The organism is Micromonospora peucetia, assembly GCF_900091625.1.
In the GTDB taxonomy this organism is placed as follows: Bacteria; Actinomycetota; Actinomycetes; order Mycobacteriales; family Micromonosporaceae; genus Micromonospora; species Micromonospora peucetia.
Window position 1 is genome coordinate 4,821,735 of record NZ_FMIC01000002.1, and the last position, 17,823, is coordinate 4,839,557.

Here is a 17,823-nt window from a genome sequence, read left to right on the forward strand (position 1 = left end):
TCGAGACCCGGCAGGACGGCGGCGGGGCCGTCGAGGCGTCCGACGCCGTCGAGGTAGGCGGCCCCGGGGCCACCGAGTTCGGCCTGTCGGTCGGGGCCGGCGGCGGTACCGTCCGCCTGGTCAGCGACAGCCGGACCGCCGACCCGACCGCCCTGGTACGGATCGGGGCGATGTTCCGCGAGGTGCTGGCGGCGATGGTGACCGACCCGGGCGGGGACGCGGCGGCGCTGCGTCTGCCGGCCGGGGAGCGGGCCGACCTCGCCCGGTTCACCCCGGGCCGCACCGCCGAGGTCGGCGGGTACCTGCCGGCGGCGTTCGAGGCGCAGGCGGCCCGGCGGCCGGACGCGGTGGCGGTCACCTCCGAGGGCGTGTCGTTCTCGTACGGGCAGTTGAACGGTCGGGCGAACCGGTTGGCGCATCACCTTCGGGAGCTGGGGGTGGGGCCGGAGGTCCTGGTCGGGGTGTGCGCACATCGGTCGGTCGAGCAGGTCGTGGCGATGTTGGCGGTGCACAAGGCGGGTGGGGTGTATCTGCCGTTGGATCCGTCGTACCCGGCGGAGCGGTTGGCGTTCATGCTGGCCGACGCGGCGGCCCCGGTGCTGCTCACCACCGCCGAACTGCGGGCGCAACTGCCCCCGGTCGAGGCCACGGTGGTGCTGCTGGACGACCCGGACGCCTGGGCCGGCCAGCCGCCGACCGACCCGGAACCGCTCACCGACCCGGACAACGGCAGCGTGGTCATCTACACGTCCGGCTCCACCGGGCGCCCCAAGGGCTCGCTGATGTCCCACCGGGCCCTGGTCAACCGCACCGACCACGTCGGCGCGCAGGTCTACCGGTTGGCCGCCGACGCCGTCGTGCTCCAGAAGACCGAGATCGGCTTCGACGTCTCCCCGGCCGAGGTCTACGCGGCCCTGTCGGCGGGCGCCCGGATCGTGGTGGCCCGCCCCGGCGGGCACCGCGACCCCGCGTACCTGCGCGAGCTGATGGCCCGCGAGGGCGTCACCACCGTCCACTTCGTGCCGTCGATGCTCCCGGCGCTGCTGGCCGAGGGGCTGGCCGGGTGCCGGTCGCTGCGGTCGGTGGCGGTGGGCGGCGAGGAGATCGCCCTCGACGTGGCGCGGGCGTTCCTGGCCGCGCTGCCCGGCTGCGAGCTGCACAACACGTACGGCCCGGCCGAGGCCACCGTCGACGTGAGCAGCTGGCGGTGCACCACCGAGGCGCTGGCCGGGCTGTCCCGGGTGCCGCTCGGCACGCCCCACCCGAACCTGCGCCTGTACGTCCTCGACGAGCGCCTCGGCCTCGTACCGGTCGGCGTGCCCGGTGAGCTGTGCATCGGCGGGACGGGGCTGGCCCGGGGCTACCTGGGGCGACCCGGACTGACCGCCGAGAGGTTCGTGCCGGACCCGTACGGCTCGCCCGGCTCACGGCTCTACCGCACCGGGGACGCGGCGGCGTGGCGGGCCGACGGCACCGTGGACTTCCTGGGCCGGCTCGACTCGCAGGTCAAGCTGCACGGCGTACGGATCGAGCTGGGGGAGATCGAGACGGCCCTGCGGGCCTGCCCCGGCGTGACCGACGCGGTCGCCGCGGTCCGCGAGCACGACGGCCGACGCACCCTCGTCGGGTACGTGCTGCCGGCCACCGGCGACGCGCCGACCCCGGCCAGGCTGCGGGAACGGCTGCTGGCCGAGCTGCCCGAGGCGATGGTGCCGGCCGCCTACGTCACCGTCGACGCCATCCCGAAGGACCCGAACGGCAAGGTCGACCGCCGGCAGTTGCCGGCCCCCGACGCCAGCTCGTACGCCACCGGGGCCTACCAGGCGCCGGCCGGCGACGTGGAGGCGGAGATCGCCGCTATCTGGGCGCGGGTGCTCGGCGTCGCGCAGGTCAGCGTCACCGACAGCTTCTTCGACCTGGGCGGCGACTCGATGCTCGCGGTCACCCTGGTCGGCACCCTGCGGGCCGCCGGCCACCCGACCAGCGTGCGGGACGTCTTCGCGCACCGCACCGTACGCCGGCTGGCCGCCGCACTGGCCGACGCCGACGCCGAGGTCTTCCGGCCGGTCGCGCCGTACGCGCTGATCGGCGCCGCCGACCGGGCCAGGCTCCCGGCCGGCGTGGTCGACGCCTACCCGGCGTCGCGCACCCAGCTCGGCATGCTGGTGGAGTCGGCGGTCAGCGGGGACCGCGCCGTCTACCACAGTGTCCTCGCCCACCAGGTCCGCGACGGGCGGCCGTTCGACGCCGAGGCGCTGCGCGGCGCGGTCCGGGCCGTGGTCGCCCGGCACGAGATCCTGCGCACCTCGTTCGACCTGGTCAGCTACTCGGTGCCGATGCAGCTGGTGCACGCCGACGTCGCACCCGACGTGCACGTCGAGGACGGCCGGGGCATCCCGGCACAGCGGCACGCCGCGCTCTTCGCGGAGTTCGTCGCCGCCGAGCGGGCCCGCCCGTTCGACGTCTCCACCGCGCCGCTGCTGCGGGTCACGGCGCACGTGGACGGCGCCGAGAGCTGGTGGTTCACCTTCACCATCAGCCACGTCGTCACCGAGGGCTGGAGCAGCGCCCGGCTGGTCACCGAGGTGCTCAACGGCTACGCCGCGCTGGCCGACGGCCGCGCCCCGTCGTCGGCCGACCTGCCGGCCGTGCGCTACGCCGACTTCATCGCCGCCGAGATCGCCGCGCTGGAGTCGACCACCGACCGGGAGCACTGGCGGTCGGTGTGGGACGGGCGCGCGCCGTTCGCCCTGCCCGCCGGCTGGGGTGAGGCGGACACGCCGGACGCCACGGTCGACGCGACGGTCGACTTCACCGACCTGGACGAGGCGCTGCGGGCCCTGGCCCGTGACGGTGACGTGTCGGTGAAGGCGGTGCTGCACGCCGCGCACCTGAAGGTGCTCAGCCAGCTCACCGGTGAGCCGGGCTTCCACGCCGGTCTCGTCTGCGACGCCCGGCCCGAGGTGCTCGGCGCCGACGAGGTGCACGGCATGTACCTCAACACCGTGCCGTTCCCGTACGACCGGTCGGCCCGCAGCTGGCGGGACCTCGTCGCCGCGGTGTTCGACCGGGAGGTCGAGCTGTGGCCGCACCGGCGGTTCCCGCTGGCCGAGATGCAGCGCGAGGCCGGGCACCGGCTGCTGCACGTCCTGTTCAACTACCAGGACTTCACCCGCGCGGCGCAGGGCGACGGGTCCGCTCCGGTGGTCACCGGCGCCGCCGGCGAGGGGGCGACCGAGTTCGACCTCTCCTGCTTCGCCCAGCGGGGCCGCTACGCGCTCTCCGCCCGGGCGGGGCTGGTCAGCCAGGCCAACCTGGACCGGATCGCCGGCATGTACCGGGCGGTGCTGGAGGCGATGGTCGCCGACCCCGACGGCGACTGCCAGGCGGTCTGCGTGCCCGGCGGGGAACGCGACCGACTGCTCGGCGTCACCGACACCGGCGCGGACGAGCCGGTCACCGGCAGCATGGTCGCGCTGTTCCAGGCCCAACTGGCCCGGGACCCGCGGGCGGTGGCGGTGGTGGCCGGTGGGGTCGAGCTGACGTACGCCCAGGTCGACGCGGCGGCCAACCGGCTGGCGCACCACCTGCGGGCGGCCGGCGTTGGCCGGGAGACCGTGGTCGGGGTCTGCCTCGACCGGGACGCCGACCTGGTGCCCGCGCTGCTCGGCGTGCTCAAGGCGGGAGCGGCGTACCTGCCGCTGGACCCGGCCCAGCCCGCCGAGCGGATCAGCTACATGCTGGCCGACGCCGGGGTGCGGACCGTGGTCACCACCTGCGCGCAGGCGGACCCGCTCGCCGACTTCGACGGGCTGCGGGTGCTGCTGGACGCCGGCGACCTGGACGGGCACCCGGAGACCGATCCAGGGATCGTCCGTGACCCGGACGACCTGGTGTACGTCATCTACACCTCCGGCTCGACCGGCCGCCCCAAGGGCGTGTGCGTGAGCGACGCCAACGTGCTGCGCCTGCTCGACGCCGCGCAGGAGCACTACGCGGTGGACGAGACCGACGTGTGGGCGCTGTTCCACTCGTACGCCTTCGACGTCTCCGTCTGGGAGCTGTGGGGTGCGCTGCTGCACGGCAGCCGGCTGGTGCTGGTGCCCCGCGAGGTGGCCCGGGTGCCGCAGGACCTGCTGGACCTGCTGGTGACGCAGCGGGTCACCATGCTGGCGCAGACCCCGACGGCGTTGCGCGGGCTCGTCCGGCTCGCCGCCGAGGACGCCCCCGGCATCCGGGACCTGTCGCTGCGCGCGGTGGTGATCGCGGGGGAGAAGCTCGACTTCACCGAGCTCGCGCCGTGGGCAACCCGCCTCGGGCTGGCCCGGGTGGCGCTGGTCAACATGTACGGGATCACCGAGACCACCGTCTACTCCACCTACCACCGGATCACCCGGGCCGACCTGGCGCCCGGGGTGGGCAGCCGGATCGGCCGGCCGCTGTCCGGGGTCCGGATGTACGTGCTCGACCAGTACGGCCACCCGGCGCCCATCGGGGTGCCCGGCGAGGTCTACCTGGCCGGCCACGGGGTGGCGAGGGGCTACCTCAACCAGCCCGAGCTGACCGCGACGCGGTTCCTGCCCGACCCGTACGGCCCGCCCGGCAGCCGGATGTACCGCACCGGTGACCTGGCCAGCCGGCTGCCCGACGGCAGCGTGGAGTTCCTTGGCCGCCTTGACGACCAGGTGAAGGTCCGTGGCTACCGGATCGAGCCAGGCGAGATCGAGGCGGCGCTGACCGCCGTGCCCGGCGTCGAGGAGGCGGTCGTCGTGCTCCGCGCCGACGACCCGGCCGACCCTCGACTGACCGCGTACCTGGTGACCGGTGACGGGCACCTGCCGGAGGTCGGGCCGCTGCGCGCGCGGCTGGCGCTCGGCCTGCCGGAGTACATGATCCCGGCGGCGTTCGTGGTGCTGGACCAGTTGCCCCGCAACAACAGCGGCAAGCTGGACCGGCGGGCCCTGCCCGCGCCGACGGGCGGCACCCCGGTCTCCGGCCGGGACCTCGTCGGACCGGCCGGGCCGCTGGAAGAGCGGGTCGCCGGCATCTGGGCCGACGTGCTGGGCCTGCCGGCGGTCAGCGTCTGCGACGGCTTCTTCGACCTCGGCGGGCACTCGATCACGGCGCTCGTGCTGGCCAGCACGATGCGCGCGGCCGGGCTGGACGTGACGGTGGCGGACATCTTCCGGCACCCGACCGTCCGGGCGCTCTGCGAGGTGCTGGCGAGCCGGGACGCGCCGGAGCCGACCGAACGCCCGGTCGAGCCCTTCGAGCTGGTCGCCCCCGCCGACCTTCCGCTGCTGCCGGACGGGCTGGGCGACGCGTACCCGCTGTCGCGGGTGCAGCTCGGGATGCTGCTGGAGATGCTGGCGGACAACGGCCAGAACCACTACCACAACGTCGTCTCGTTCCTCATCCCCGACGGCGAGCCGTTCGACCTGGTGACGCTGCGGGCCGCCGTCAACGAGGTGGTGGCCCGGCACGACGTGCTACGTACCTCGGTGGACACCACCAGCTACTCGGTGCCCATGCAACTGGTGCACCGCACGGTGGACGTCCCGGTCCGCACCAGCGACCTGCGCGGGCTGGCCGAGGCGGACCGGGTGTCCCTGGTGCGCCGGCTCGTCGGTGAGGAGTACAACGAGCTGTTCGACGTCGAGCGGGCGCCGTTGCTGCGGTTCACCGTGTGCCTGGAGACGGACCGGAGCTGGCGGCTGGTGCTCACCATCTGCCACGTGATCATCGAGGGCTGGAGCCTGCACGCCCTGGTGATGGAGATCCTCGACCGGTACCACGCCCGACGGGCGGGCGCCGGCCCCGACGCCACCACCACCCCGCCCGGGGTGCGGTTCGCCGACTTCGTCGCCGGCGAGCTGAGCGCCCTGGCCTCGGCGGACGACCAGCGGTACTGGCAGGACGTGGTGGAACGCCACCCGAGGTTCCTGCTTCCCGCAGGCTGGACGCCGTCGGCGCCGGCCACCCGGGAGCCGTACACCGAGGTGGTGTCCTACGCGGACCTGGAGCCTCGGCTGCGGGCCCTGGCCTCGGCGGCCCGGGTGTCGCTCAAGGCGGTGCTGCACGCCGCGCACCTGAAGGTGCTCAGCCAGCTCACCGACGAGCCGGTCTTCTACAGCGGGCTGGTCTGCAACACCCGGCCCGACGTGGTGGGCAGCGAGCGGGTCTACGCCATGTCGCTGAACACCCTGCCGTTCCCGCACGACCGGCGGGCGACCAGCTGGCGGGAGCTGGTCCAGCGGGTACACGCCCGGGAGGCCGACCTGTGGCCGCACCGGCGCTACCCGGCGCCGGCCATCCGCACCCCCGGCCGCGGCGCCCGCCTCACCGACGTCTACTTCAGCTACCTGGACTTCACGCAGGTGGACGGCGGGCGCACCGCGCCGGTGCAGCGGATCGGCGCGAGCACCTCCGAGTTCGCGCTCGCCGTCGCCGCGGGCGCCGGCCGGCTCGAACTGAGCACCGACAGCCACGCCATGGGCCGGGCCGACGCGGCGCGGCTGGCCGGCATGTACCGGCTGGTGCTGGAGGCCATGGTGGCCGACCCCGACGGCGACCCCCGCGAGGCGTACCTGCCCGCCGGGGAGCGCGACGACATGCTGGTGGGCTGGAACTACTCGGCCACTCCGGGGTGCGTCGACCTGGTGCCGGCCCGGGTGGCGGCGCGGGCCGCGGCGACCCCCGACGCCGAGGCCGTCGACGGCACGACCTACGCCGAACTGGACGCGGCGGCCAACCGGATCGGCCACCACCTGCGCGGCGCCGGGGTCGGCCCGGAGCGGGTCGTGGGGGTGCTGCTGGAGAGGGGCGTCGACCTCGTCGCCGCCCTGCTCGGGGTCTGGCGGGCCGGCGGCGCGTACCTGCCGATCGATCCGGCACACCCGGCCGAGCGGGTGGCCGCGATGCTCGCCGACGCCGGGGCGACGGTGGTGGTGACCTCGGCCGGCTACGCCGACCGGTTCGCCGGGGTGGAGCTGGTGCTGCTCGACCGCGACGCCGACAAGATCGCGGGGCTGCCCGTCGACCCGCCGGCCGGCCGGCCCGACCCGGACCACCTCGCGTACGTCATCTTCACCTCCGGCTCGACCGGCCGGCCCAACGGGGTGCAGATCAGCCACCGGAGCCTCGCCAACTATCTCGGCTGGGCGGCGGAGGAACTGGTCGGGGACCGCACCGGCGGCGCCGCGCTCTTCTCGTCGGTGGCGTACGACATGGTGGTGACCAGCATCTGGGCGCCGCTGGTCACCGGGCAGCGGCTGTGGCTGCTGCCGCCCGACGCCGACCTGGACGAGCTGGGCCCACGGTTGGCCGACGCCGGCCCATTCAGCTTCGTCAAGCTGACCCCCGGCCACCTCGACCTGCTGACCAGCCAGCTCGGCGCGGAACAGGCCGCCGCCCTGACCCCGCTGCTGGTGCTGGGGGGCGAGGCGCTGACCCGGCAGGTCTGCGACCGCTGGCACGCGCTCGCGCCGGGCAGCGTGCTGCTCAACGAGTACGGGCCGACCGAGGCGACCGTGGCGGTCAGCCGGTACCCGGTCACCGGGCCGCTGCCCGGCGACGTCGCGCCGATCGGCCGGCCGCTGGGCGGGATGCGGACCTACGTCCTCGACGCCGACCTGCGACCGGTGCCGGTGGGCGTGGTCGGCCACGTCCACCTCGGCGGTCCTGGTCTCGCCCGGGGCTACGCCGGCCGGCCGGCCCTGACCGCCGACCGGTTCGTGCCCGATCCGTTCGACGCGGACGGTGGGCGGCTGTACCGCACCGGCGACCTGGGCCGCTGGTTGCCCGACGGGCAGCTGGACCTGCTCGGCCGGGTCGACGACCAGGTGAAGATCCGTGGTCACCGGGTGGAACCCGGAGAGGTCAGGGCGGTACTGGTCGCGCATCCGGCCGTACGGGACGCGGTGGTGACCGTCGAGTCGACGGGCCCGGGCGGGCCCCGGCTGGTGGCCTACCACGTCGGCGACGCGCCGGACCTGGCCGAGCACTGCGCCCGGTGGCTGCCGAGCCAACTGGTCCCGAGCGTCTTCATCCCGGTGCCGGCCATCCCGCTCAACGCCAACGGCAAGGTCGACCGTGGGGCGCTGCCCCCGGTGGACCTCGCCGGGGCGGCCGGCCACACCCCGCCCCGCCCGGGGCCGGAGCAGCTGATCGCCGACATCTGGGCCGGGGTCCTGGAGATCGACAGGGTCGGCCGGCACGACCGGTTCTTCGCCCTGGGCGGGCACTCGCTGCTGGTCGTACCGGTGGTCACGGCGGCCCGGCAGGCCGGTGTCCCGCTGACGCTGCGGGCGGCGATGCTCGACCGGACCCTGGCCGAGCTGGCCGCATCGCTCACCCCGGCCGATCCGGCGGCGTCCGTCGACCCGCCGACACCGGCCGATCCGGCGGTACGGTCCGGCGCGGCGCGTACGGCGGCGGTGCTGCCGCCGATCGAGCCGATGCTCGCCGCCCACCGGGTGCCCGGCGCGTCGCTGGCCCTGCTCAGGGACGGTGAGCTGGTGGAGGTCCGTGCCGCCGGGCACTGCACGGCCGGCGGCGGCGCTCCGGTGACTCCGGCGACCATCTTCCAGGTCGGCTCGGTCAGCAAGCTGGTCACCGCGGTGGGTGCGCTGGCCCTGGTCCGGCGGGGGCAGCTCCAGCTCGACGCGGACGTCAACGCGTACCTGAAGGGCTGGCAGTTGCCCACCGACCGGCCGGTGAGCCTGCGCCAACTGCTCTGCCACGTCGCCGGACTGACCCCGACGGGCAGCACCGGCCACCCGCGGGGCGGTCCCGTGCCGACGTTGTCGGACCTGCTGCACGGCCGTGGCGTGCCCACCGCCCCGATCCGGGCGCAGGACGGGCCCGACCCGGTCGCGGTGGAACGCAACAGCCACTTCGTGGTGGTGCAGCAGCTCATGGAGGACGCCACCGCGACGCCCTTCGCCGCCCTGATGGCCGAGCTGGTCTTCGAACCGTTGGGCATGACCGGCAGCAGCTTCGACCAGGGCTTCCCGGAGACATCCGGCCGGCCGGTGGCCGTCGGGCACGACGAGCGGGGCGAATCGCTCCCGGGCGGCTGGGAGGTGCGGGCGGATCCGGCGGCGGCCGGTCTCTGGACCACCGCGACCGACCTGGCCCAGCTCACCAGGGAGATCCATACCGCCTACCAGGGGCGCTCGGCCCTGCTGAACCAGGAGTTGGCCGTGGCGCAACTGACCGCCGGCCCGGGCGGGACCTTCGGTCTCGGCTGCATGGTGGACCGCATCGAGGGGCCGGCCGGAGCGCGGGTGGAGTTCACCCACCGGGGCCGGACCACCGGCTACCGGGCGCTCACCGCCGGCCGGGTCCCCGACGGGTCCGGGCTGGTGCTGCTGACCAACGGCGACGCGGGCTACGAGGTCATGTCCCGGCTGGCGTCTGACACCGGACTCACGGAGGAAATGTGATGACGACCGTATCGAGCACTCCCGCAGCGGTCACCGACCCGCCGGCCCGGCAGGTGCGGCACCTGGTGTCGATCCGCGACCTGGCCGACGACGATCTCTACTCGATCGTGGCCCGGGGGGCGAGGTTCGCCGCCGGCGAGTCCGCCAACTCGCTGGCCGACCGGGTGGTGGGCACCTATTTCGTGAAGACGTCGACCCGGACCCGGACCGCGTTCACCGTCGCCGCGCTGCGGCTCGGCGCGAAGACCATCCAGTACGGGCCGAACGACCTCCAGGTCAACACGGGGGAGTCCAGCGCGGACACCGGCCGGGTGCTGTCCGGCATGCTCGACGTGCTGGTGGCGCGTACCGCCGCCGACCCGGGGGAGATGCGCGACTGGTCGCAGCAGGACCGGATGGCCGTGGTCAACGCGATGAGCGCCGAGGAACACCCGACGCAGGCGCTGGCCGACCTGACCACGCTGCTGCGGCGCTTCGGCCGGATCGAGCACCTGCGGCTGCTCTACCTGGGCGAGGCGAACAACACCGCGACCGCGCTGGCCCTGGCGCTGACCCGCTTCCCCGGCGTGGAGCTGGAGCTGCGCACCCCGGCGGGGTACGGGCTGCCGGCCGACATCGCGGCTGACGCGCGGACGCAGGCGCAGCGCTGCGGTGCCCGGATCGTCGAACGGCACGACATGGACGACCTGCCGGGCGACGTGGACGCCATCTACACCACCCGCTGGCAGACCACCGGCACCAGCAAGCCCGACCCGGACTGGCGGGCGCACTTCGCCCCGTTCCAGGTGGACCTGGAGCTGTGGCGGCGTAGCCCGCACGCGGTCTTCATGCACGACCTCCCGGCACACCGGGGGGAGGAGGTGACCGCCGAGGTGCTCGACGGGCCGGCCAGCATCGCCTTCCAACAGGCGGAGAACAAGCTCTACAGTGCGATGGCCGTGCTCGACTGGTGCCTGGCCACGCCCGCCGGACATTCGTCGTGAGCGCGGTCGGGCACCCGACGGCCACGTCCGGGCAGCCGGGCCGCCTGACCGGCAACCGTGACTTCCTGCTGCTCTGGGTCGGCTCGGGGGTCTCCGCGCTGGGTTCCCGGGCCACCTCGATCGGCTACACCCTGCTGGTCTTCTGGTCCACCGGATCGGCCACGGCGGCCAGTCTGGTCACCTTCGCCGCGCTGCTGCCCAACCTGGTCACCCAACTGCCGGCGGGGGCGCTGGTCGACCGCTGGGACCGCCGCCGGACGATGGTGCTCTGCAACGTCGGGCGGATCATCGCGATCGGCAGCGTCGCGGTCGCCGTCGCCCGGGACTCGGTGTGGCTGCCGCACCTGATGGTGGTCGCGTTCGTGGAGGCCAGCCTGGGCATCTGTTACGCCCTGGCCGAACGCGCCGCGGTGTTCAACGTGGTGCCGTCCGACCAGTACGGCGCCGCCACGGCGGCCAACGAGTCGCGGGCCAACGCGGCCAGCATCCTCGGCCAGCCGGCCGGCACCCTGCTGTACGCGCTGACCCGCTGGGCGCCGTTCGGCTTCGCCGTGCTGATGCACGTGATCTCGCTGGTCACCCTGCTGTTCGTGCGGCGGGACCTGCAGGCGCCGAAGGCGCGCGCGGACGAGCCCGGTGGCCTGCTGGCCCGGGTGCGGGAGGGCTTCGTCTTCGTCTGGAGCCAGGTCTACCTGCGCCGCGCCCTCGGTCTCTTCGCGGCGAGCAACATCCTGTTCCAGGTGCTGGGCCTGGGCCTCGTGGTGATCGTCAAGAATCAGGGCGGCTCGCCACCCACGGTCGGCATCCTGCTGGTGGTGAACAGCGTCTTCGGCATGGCCGGCGCGATGACCAGCAACTTCTACCTGGGACGCTGGGGGATCCGCCGGATCATCATGGGGGTCAACATCGCCTGGGCGGTGCTGATGCCGCTGCTCGCGCTGGCACCGGGACTCGTCGTCATCGGTGCGATCTTCGCGTTGATCCACTACGGCGCCGGCATCAGCAACGTGGCCGGGATGTTGTACGTGCTCCAGGCCGCGCCGGACCACCTGCGCGGGCGGGCCGGCTCGATCGTCATGCTGCTCAGCTCGGGAGCCAACTCGCTGGGGGCGCTGTTCGCGGGCTTCCTGCTCGACTCGACAAGCATCACCAAGGCCATGCTGATCGTGGGCGGGGCGATGGGGGTGATCGCGGTGCTCGCGGTGCTCGGCTTCGGCGGTCGCGCCCGTGCCGAGGAGGAGCGGGCCGACGCCGAGCGGGCTGCGACTGAGCGGGCTGAAGCCGAGCGGGCCGAAGCCGCCGCCGAGGCTGGGCGGGCCGAGGCCGAGCCTGCGGTGGGGAAGACGCCCGCCGGGTGAGCCGGGCGGCCCCGGTGGCTGGCGATATCGACGAAATATAGCGACATGGCAGAGCCTGGGAGAGATCGTGGAGCCTGGGACGGTGAGGAGCGCTGGAATGAACGAGCACGCGAGCTGGAAGCCGTTGGAGATCACCCCGGAGAGCGCGGGCTGTGCGCCGAGCGCCGACGGCCTGGTCGGCCACCTGCGCGAGTTGAACCTGGCGGAGGTGCTCACCGCGGAGAAGGCGCTCGTCTTCCGTGGCTTCGGCGTCCGGCCGGAGACCCTGGACCCGGTGATGGACCTGCTGCTGCCGAGGCGACTGGCCTATGTGCACGGCAACTCGCCCCGCACCAAGGTGGGGCGCAACGTCTACACCTCCACCGAGTACCCGGCTCGGTACACCATCTCCATGCACAACGAGCTGTCGTACGCCGCGCAGTGGCCGGCCCGGCTGCTCTTCTTCTGCCAGATCGCCGCCGAGACGGGCGGCGCCACCCCGGTCGTCGACGCCGAGTTGTGGCTCAACTCGCTGGACCCGCAGCTGCGCGCCGACTTCGCCGGTGGACTGCGTTACCAGCAGAACCTGCATGACGGCATGGGGCTGGGCAAGAGCTGGCGGGACACCTTCGAGACCGACAGCCGCGACGAGGTCGAGGAGTTCCTCGCCGGCGCCGGTGCCACCTGGGAGTGGACCGCCGACGGGCTGCGCGTGATCCAGCTCCGCCCGGCCACCCTGCGGCACCCGGTCACCGGGGTCGAGGTGTGGTTCAACCAGGCGGACCAGTGGCACCCGGCCGGCCTGGACGACGACATCGCCCGGGTGATGACGCAGGTGATGGGCCCGGACGAGCTTCCCCAGTCGGTGACCTTCGCCGACGGCTCACCGATCCCCGACGAGTACGTCACCCAGATCCGCGACCGTGGTCTGGAGGCCGCGGTCGACGTCGACTGGCGGGTCGGCGACCTGCTGCTGATCGACAACGTGCTCACCGCGCACGGCCGGCGCCCGTACACGGGTGACCGTCGGGTGCTGGTGGCGATGTCGGACTGACGGGCGGGGCCGAGAGAGGTGACCCAGATGTCCCTGCTCCGCCGCCCGGTCGGCGGCGATCCGTGGCTGCGGGTGTTCCGGGGCGGCGGTGACGCCGGGGTGCGGTTGGTGTGTGTGCCGCACGCCGGCGGGGCGGCCGGCTTCTTCCAGTCGTGGGCGGCCCGGCTGCCGGACTCCGTCGACCTGCTCGCCGTCCGCTACCCCGGCCGGCAGGACCGGCTCTCCGAGCCGTGCGTCGAGCGGATGGACCCACTCGCCGACCGGATCACCGAATCGCTCACCCCGTACCTGGACCGCCCGCTCGCGCTGTTCGGGCACAGCATGGGCGCGTCGGTCGCCTACGAGGTGGCCATCCGGCTCGAGGAGCGGTTCGGGATCGTGCCGACCGTCCTGTTCGTCTCGGGGCACGGCGCACCACACGTCACGCGCATCGACCAGGATCCGGACGACTTCGACGACGAGGAGTTCCTCGCCCGGATCGCCGCGCTCGGCGAGGTGGACGCGGCGGTCTTCCGCTCGGCGAAGCTGCGGGAACTGGTGGTGCCGGCGCTCCGCGCGGACCTGCGGCTGATCCACGGCTACCTGCCGCGCGCGCCGCGAAAGGTGTCCGCGCCGATCGCGGCGTACCTCGGCACCGGGGACCCGGCCTGCGACCGGGAGTCGGTCTCCGCCTGGGCGGAGCTGACCACCGGCGGCTTCCGGCTGCGGGCGTTTCCCGGTGACCACTTCTACCTGGTGCCGGCGCAGGCGGACCTGCTCGCGGATCTGACCGCGCAGCTCGGCGGCCTGCTGACCGCACCACGGGCGGCGGCGCCTTGGTGACCGCCCGCCTGACCTGACCGGCACCACCGTAGTCGCACCATGGAGGGCACACCGTGACCGAACTGGACGTCGAGGCGACGCCGTCGCCGCTCGTTGACCTGGACCAGGATCGCTACGCGCGGTTCCGGATCTCCTTCGAGGCGGTGACAAACTTCGGCCGCCAGCTGCTGGCAGCCCGGTTGGCGGCGATGGACGTCCTGCCCGCTCACGGCGCCACAGCCGGCCGGGGTGAGATCCTGGCCCGGCTCGCGGTGGCTCCCGAATACCAGCGGCTCGGCGACGCCCTGCTCGACATCCTGGAGCGCGCCGACCTCCTGCGCCGGCACGGCGACCGGCTCGCCGTGACGGACCGGGTCGCCGAGGTGGCCGGGCTCGCCGAGGACGATGCGGTCGACGCGGCGGCGACGGCGCTGCGGCGGGAGCATCCGGAGGCGGCCGGGTACGTGCCGCTGCTGGTCGCCTGCCAGACGCAGCTGGTCGAGGTGGTCCGGGGCGAGCGGCCGGCGAACGAGGTGCTCTTCCCGGGCGGCTCGGCGGACCTGGTCTCCGCGATCTACCAGGACAACATCCAACTGGACTTCTACAACCGGCTCTGCGCGGCGCGGGTGCACGAACACGTGGGGCAGTTCCTCCGGCGCTACCCCCGCTCCTACGCCCAGGTCCTGGAGGTGGGGGCGGGGACCGGTGGCACCACCGGCCCGGTGCTGGACGCACTGGCTGACCGGGCCGAGCGGTTGCGCTACTTCTACACCGACGTGGGCCCGGCGTTCCTGCGGCTGGGGCGGAGGAGCCTCGGCGCCACCCGGCCCTACCTGGACTTCGCCCGGTACAACGTGGAGAGCGCGCCCGAGGAGCAGGGCTTCGAACCCGGCTCCATGGAGGTCGTCCTGGCCAGCAACGTCCTGCACGCCACCCTGCGGATCTCCACCGCGCTGCGGCACTGCCACTCGCTGCTCAAGCCGGGCGGCATCCTGGTGGTCAACGAGATGACCAGCCGCCTCGACTACAACACGTCGACCTTCGGGCTGGCCGAGGGCTGGTGGCGGCACGCCGACGACGAGCCGCGCGTCGAGTCGTCCCCACTGCTGGACGTGGCCGGCTGGCAGGCCGCCCTGCGCGAGGCGGGCTTCGTCGACGTGCGGGCGCACGGTGTGCCGGGACTGGACGACGGCGAGCAGGTGCAGACCGTGTTCGTGGCGACGGCCACCGGCCAGGCGGGGCCGCCCCGCTGACGTTCCGACCGCTTCGCACGCCCCGGACCCGGGCCGCGTCCGTCGCGCCGTGACCGCTGGTCGGCGTACGGTCGGGGCCCCGGGCCGGGGCGCGCGCAACCCCTGCCCAGGGACCTACCGGTACGGGAACCGGTAAGTCGTTGCCAGCACCCCTAACTTACTCGGCAAGATCTTTCGCTCGTTGATATTTAGTGATATCAATCTCGCACTCGATTCCCCAACCCCCGGAGTGCGACGTGCGGAAGACCCGTCTCGTTTCCCTCGCCCTGAGCCTGGCCACGGCTCTCGGCGTCAGCCTCACCCTGGCCGCGCCCGCCCAGGCCGCGCCCGCCGACCGCTACGTGGCGCTCGGCGACTCGTACGCCTCGGGCGTGGGTGCTGGCAGCTACACCAGCGAGAGCGGCTCCTGCCAGCGCAGCACCAACGCCTACCCGGCGCTGTACGCCGCCGCCGTCAAGCCCGCGTCGTACCGTTCGGTCGCCTGCTCCGGCGCCACCACCACCAGCCTGATCAACACGCAGCTCTCGGCGCTCAGCTCCACCACCACCCTGGTCAGCGTCACGGTCGGCGGCAACGACGTCGGCTTCTCCAGCATCCTGAGCACCTGCGTGCTCCAGGGCACCACCCAGTGTGTCGCCGCCGTGCAGGCCGCCCAGGACAAGGCCCGCGCCCAGCTTCCCGGCCTGCTGCGCAACGTCTACAACGGAATCAAGACCCGGTCGCCCAACGCCCGCGTCGTGGTGGTCGGTTACCCCGTCTTCTACCAGCTCGGCACCGTCTGCGTCGGGCTGAGCGCCACCTCGCGCGCGAAGATCAACGAGGGCATCAACCTGATCGACAACCTCACCCGCACCGCCGCCGTCTCCGCCGGCTTCACCTTCGCCGACGTGCGTTCCTCCTTCGTCGGGCACCAGCTGTGCAGCTACGGCGAGAAGTGGATGCACGCCCTCAACTTCGCCACCCTCGGCGTCTCCTACCACCCCACCGCGGCCGGCCAGGTCGGCGGCTACCTCCCGGTCTTCCGCGCCGCCGCGGACTGACCGGCGCGCTCCGCGTCCGGGTGGACCTCGCCCCGCCCCTCGGGCCGGGACCGCCCGGGCGAAAGGACGGGGCGCGGTTCGCCCGCCCGGCGTCCGCGCCCCGTCCGATCGTCTGGCACCCTGGTCGACCGAGATGCCGGACGATCGGCCGCCCCGCCGGACGACAGCGCCGGGACGGCCCGGTCAGCAGCGGCTGATCGTGGAGTTGCTCAGGCCGACGTTGCTGATGGTCAGGTTGTCCGCGCAGGGGTTCTCCACGATCCGGCTGTTCACCAGGGTGAAGTTGCGCAGGGTGATGTCCCGGTTGCCGGGGAACTCGGTGCGCTCGGCCAGCCGCACCTCACCGCCGCGGCTGATCGTGCCCCCGCCGGCCGCGATGTCGACCCCCTGGCAGTTCTCGATCAGGATCGCGTTGTTGCCGGTGTCGGCGATGTCCACCCGGTCGATGACGGCGCCGCCGGACTCGGAGACGCAGAAGATCCCCCGGCCCCCGCCGCGCGCCCGGACGGTGCCGACCCGGATGTTGGTCGGGTAGCCGGAGCCGACGCGCCCGTTGCGGTTGGCCATCCGGAATGCGGCGTACCCGGTGCCGGTGCCGGCGTTCTCGGCGTCGACCGTGCTGACCGTGGCGTTGATGGTCTGGTTGAGCAGCAGGCCCGACTCGCCCACGTCGCGGGCGGTGACGGTGCCGACGGTCAGCCCGTCCACGCCGTACGTCTCGACCGCGTGGGAACTGGCGCCGGAGACGTACGCGTTGTCGATCCGGACGTTGCGGCTCCACTGGCTGGTGTCCCCGCGGTTGTCGATCCGGATGCCCAGTCCGCCGTCGAGCCGCATGTCGATCCGGCCGAGCACGACGTCCGTGACGTTGCGCAGGAAGATCCCGTAGAGCGGGGTGCCGGTGACGGTGAGGTGCCCGACCTCGACGTGGCTGGTGCCGCGGGAGTAGATCGGCGCCTGGTCGCCGCTGCCCGAGCCGGTGACGTCGATGGTGCCGCACACGTCGATCGCGGTGTAGCTCGGCAGCGAGATCCGCGAGCCGGCGCTGATCGAGCCGGAGCCGCGTACGACGACGCGCTGCTTGCTGGTCCGCCCGGCGCTGAGGCTGTTCACGGCGGCCTGGACGGCGGCGCGCATGTCGCTGCCGGTGTGCACCGTGCTGCCGCCGTTGCGGGCGGTCCAGGTGCCGCCGCTGAAGACCGCCTCGGCGTGGAACGCGCCGCTGCCGCAGCCGCCGCCCGAGCCGAGGCTGATCAACCGCCACTGCTGGTTGGCGCCGCCGAGGTCCTGGTACTGGGAGATCATCGCGCCGTCGGCGGTCGACCACTGCCACACGTCCAGCGCCTTGTTCGAGTGCCGGTTGACGAGGCGGACGTGACCACCGTCGGAGTCGGCGAGCCGGAAGTGCTGCCGGGTGTTGCCGCTGGCGGCGGTGTTCTGCACGAGTTGTGCCCCGTCGTCGGCGTTCGGCAGTTCCAGCACCTTGCCGCTGTGTACCGAGCGGATCTGGTGGTAGCCGCCGCCCACGTCGACGAACCGCCACTGCTGCACGGCCAGGTCGTTGCGGGTGAACTGGTTGACCGGCGTGCCGTCGGCGGTGGACCGGCCCCACAGGTCCATCGCCTTGCCGCTGTGCCGGTTGACGAGAACGTAGTTGGCGCCGGGGTCGACCGTGGCCGCCAGGGCGGGTCGTGGGCCGACGGCCACGGCGGCGCCGAGGAGCGCCAGGACGGCCACGACCACCAGCGGGAGGTGCCGGCGGTGGAGGAGTATGTTGCTGGTGGAGGGGATCATGGGGCTCCTTCGAAAGAGCGCTGTCCGGCGGGGATGGCGCGACCGAGCCGCCTCGTCGAGGCCCGTCCACAATTCACGGACATCGATGTCAATGGCTATGGTAAGCGCTTTCCTT

General features: G+C 73.4%; 8 protein-coding genes (1 of these 8 cut by a window edge). 7 read left to right on the forward strand and 1 reads right to left on the reverse strand.

Annotated features, from left to right (window positions below; genetic code table 11):
* From GA0070608_RS21895 to GA0070608_RS21925, 7 genes are all read left to right on the forward strand, one after another.
* Positions 1 to 9,446 carry the 3' portion of a non-ribosomal peptide synthetase gene (locus GA0070608_RS21895; RefSeq protein ID WP_091630401.1) on the forward strand. 13,876 nt of this gene lie to the left of the window's left edge, so only the last 9,446 of its 23,322 coding nucleotides appear in the window; its start codon lies off the left edge, out of view; the stop codon is at positions 9,444 to 9,446.
* A complete protein-coding gene (locus GA0070608_RS21900; RefSeq protein ID WP_091630402.1) occupies positions 9,446 to 10,429 on the forward strand; it encodes an ornithine carbamoyltransferase in 984 nt (327 codons plus the stop codon). Before GA0070608_RS21895 ends, GA0070608_RS21900 begins: the two co-directional genes overlap by 1 nt.
* Positions 10,426 to 11,787 carry an MFS transporter gene (locus tag GA0070608_RS21905; RefSeq protein WP_176733795.1) on the forward strand — a complete coding sequence of 454 codons (1,362 nt, stop codon included), beginning with the start codon at positions 10,426 to 10,428 and terminating at the stop codon, positions 11,785 to 11,787. The genes GA0070608_RS21900 and GA0070608_RS21905 overlap by 4 nt, the downstream gene beginning before the upstream one ends.
* A 97-nt stretch (positions 11,788 to 11,884) precedes the next feature.
* Positions 11,885 to 12,820, forward strand: coding sequence for a TauD/TfdA family dioxygenase (locus tag GA0070608_RS21910; RefSeq protein WP_091630404.1), 936 nt, complete (start codon positions 11,885 to 11,887; stop codon positions 12,818 to 12,820).
* Between the two features lie 27 nt (positions 12,821 to 12,847).
* A complete protein-coding gene (locus GA0070608_RS21915) occupies positions 12,848 to 13,642 on the forward strand; it encodes a thioesterase II family protein (RefSeq protein ID WP_091630405.1) in 795 nt (264 codons plus the stop codon).
* A gap of 53 nt (positions 13,643 to 13,695) precedes the next feature.
* Positions 13,696 to 14,874: a class I SAM-dependent methyltransferase gene (locus GA0070608_RS21920; RefSeq protein ID WP_091630406.1), complete on the forward strand. Its 1,179-nt coding sequence runs from the start codon at positions 13,696 to 13,698 to the stop codon at positions 14,872 to 14,874.
* 236 nt (positions 14,875 to 15,110) lie between these two features.
* Complete coding sequence (locus GA0070608_RS21925; RefSeq protein WP_091630407.1) at positions 15,111 to 15,914, forward strand: SGNH/GDSL hydrolase family protein; 804 nt, start codon at positions 15,111 to 15,113, stop codon at positions 15,912 to 15,914.
* Between the two features lie 183 nt (positions 15,915 to 16,097).
* On the opposite strand, the gene GA0070608_RS21930 is transcribed toward GA0070608_RS21925, so the two are convergent.
* Entirely contained in the window at positions 16,098 to 17,708 is a 1,611-nt protein-coding gene (locus GA0070608_RS21930) for an RICIN domain-containing protein (RefSeq protein WP_091630408.1), read from the reverse strand.
* Between the last annotated feature and the right edge of the window lie 115 nt (positions 17,709 to 17,823).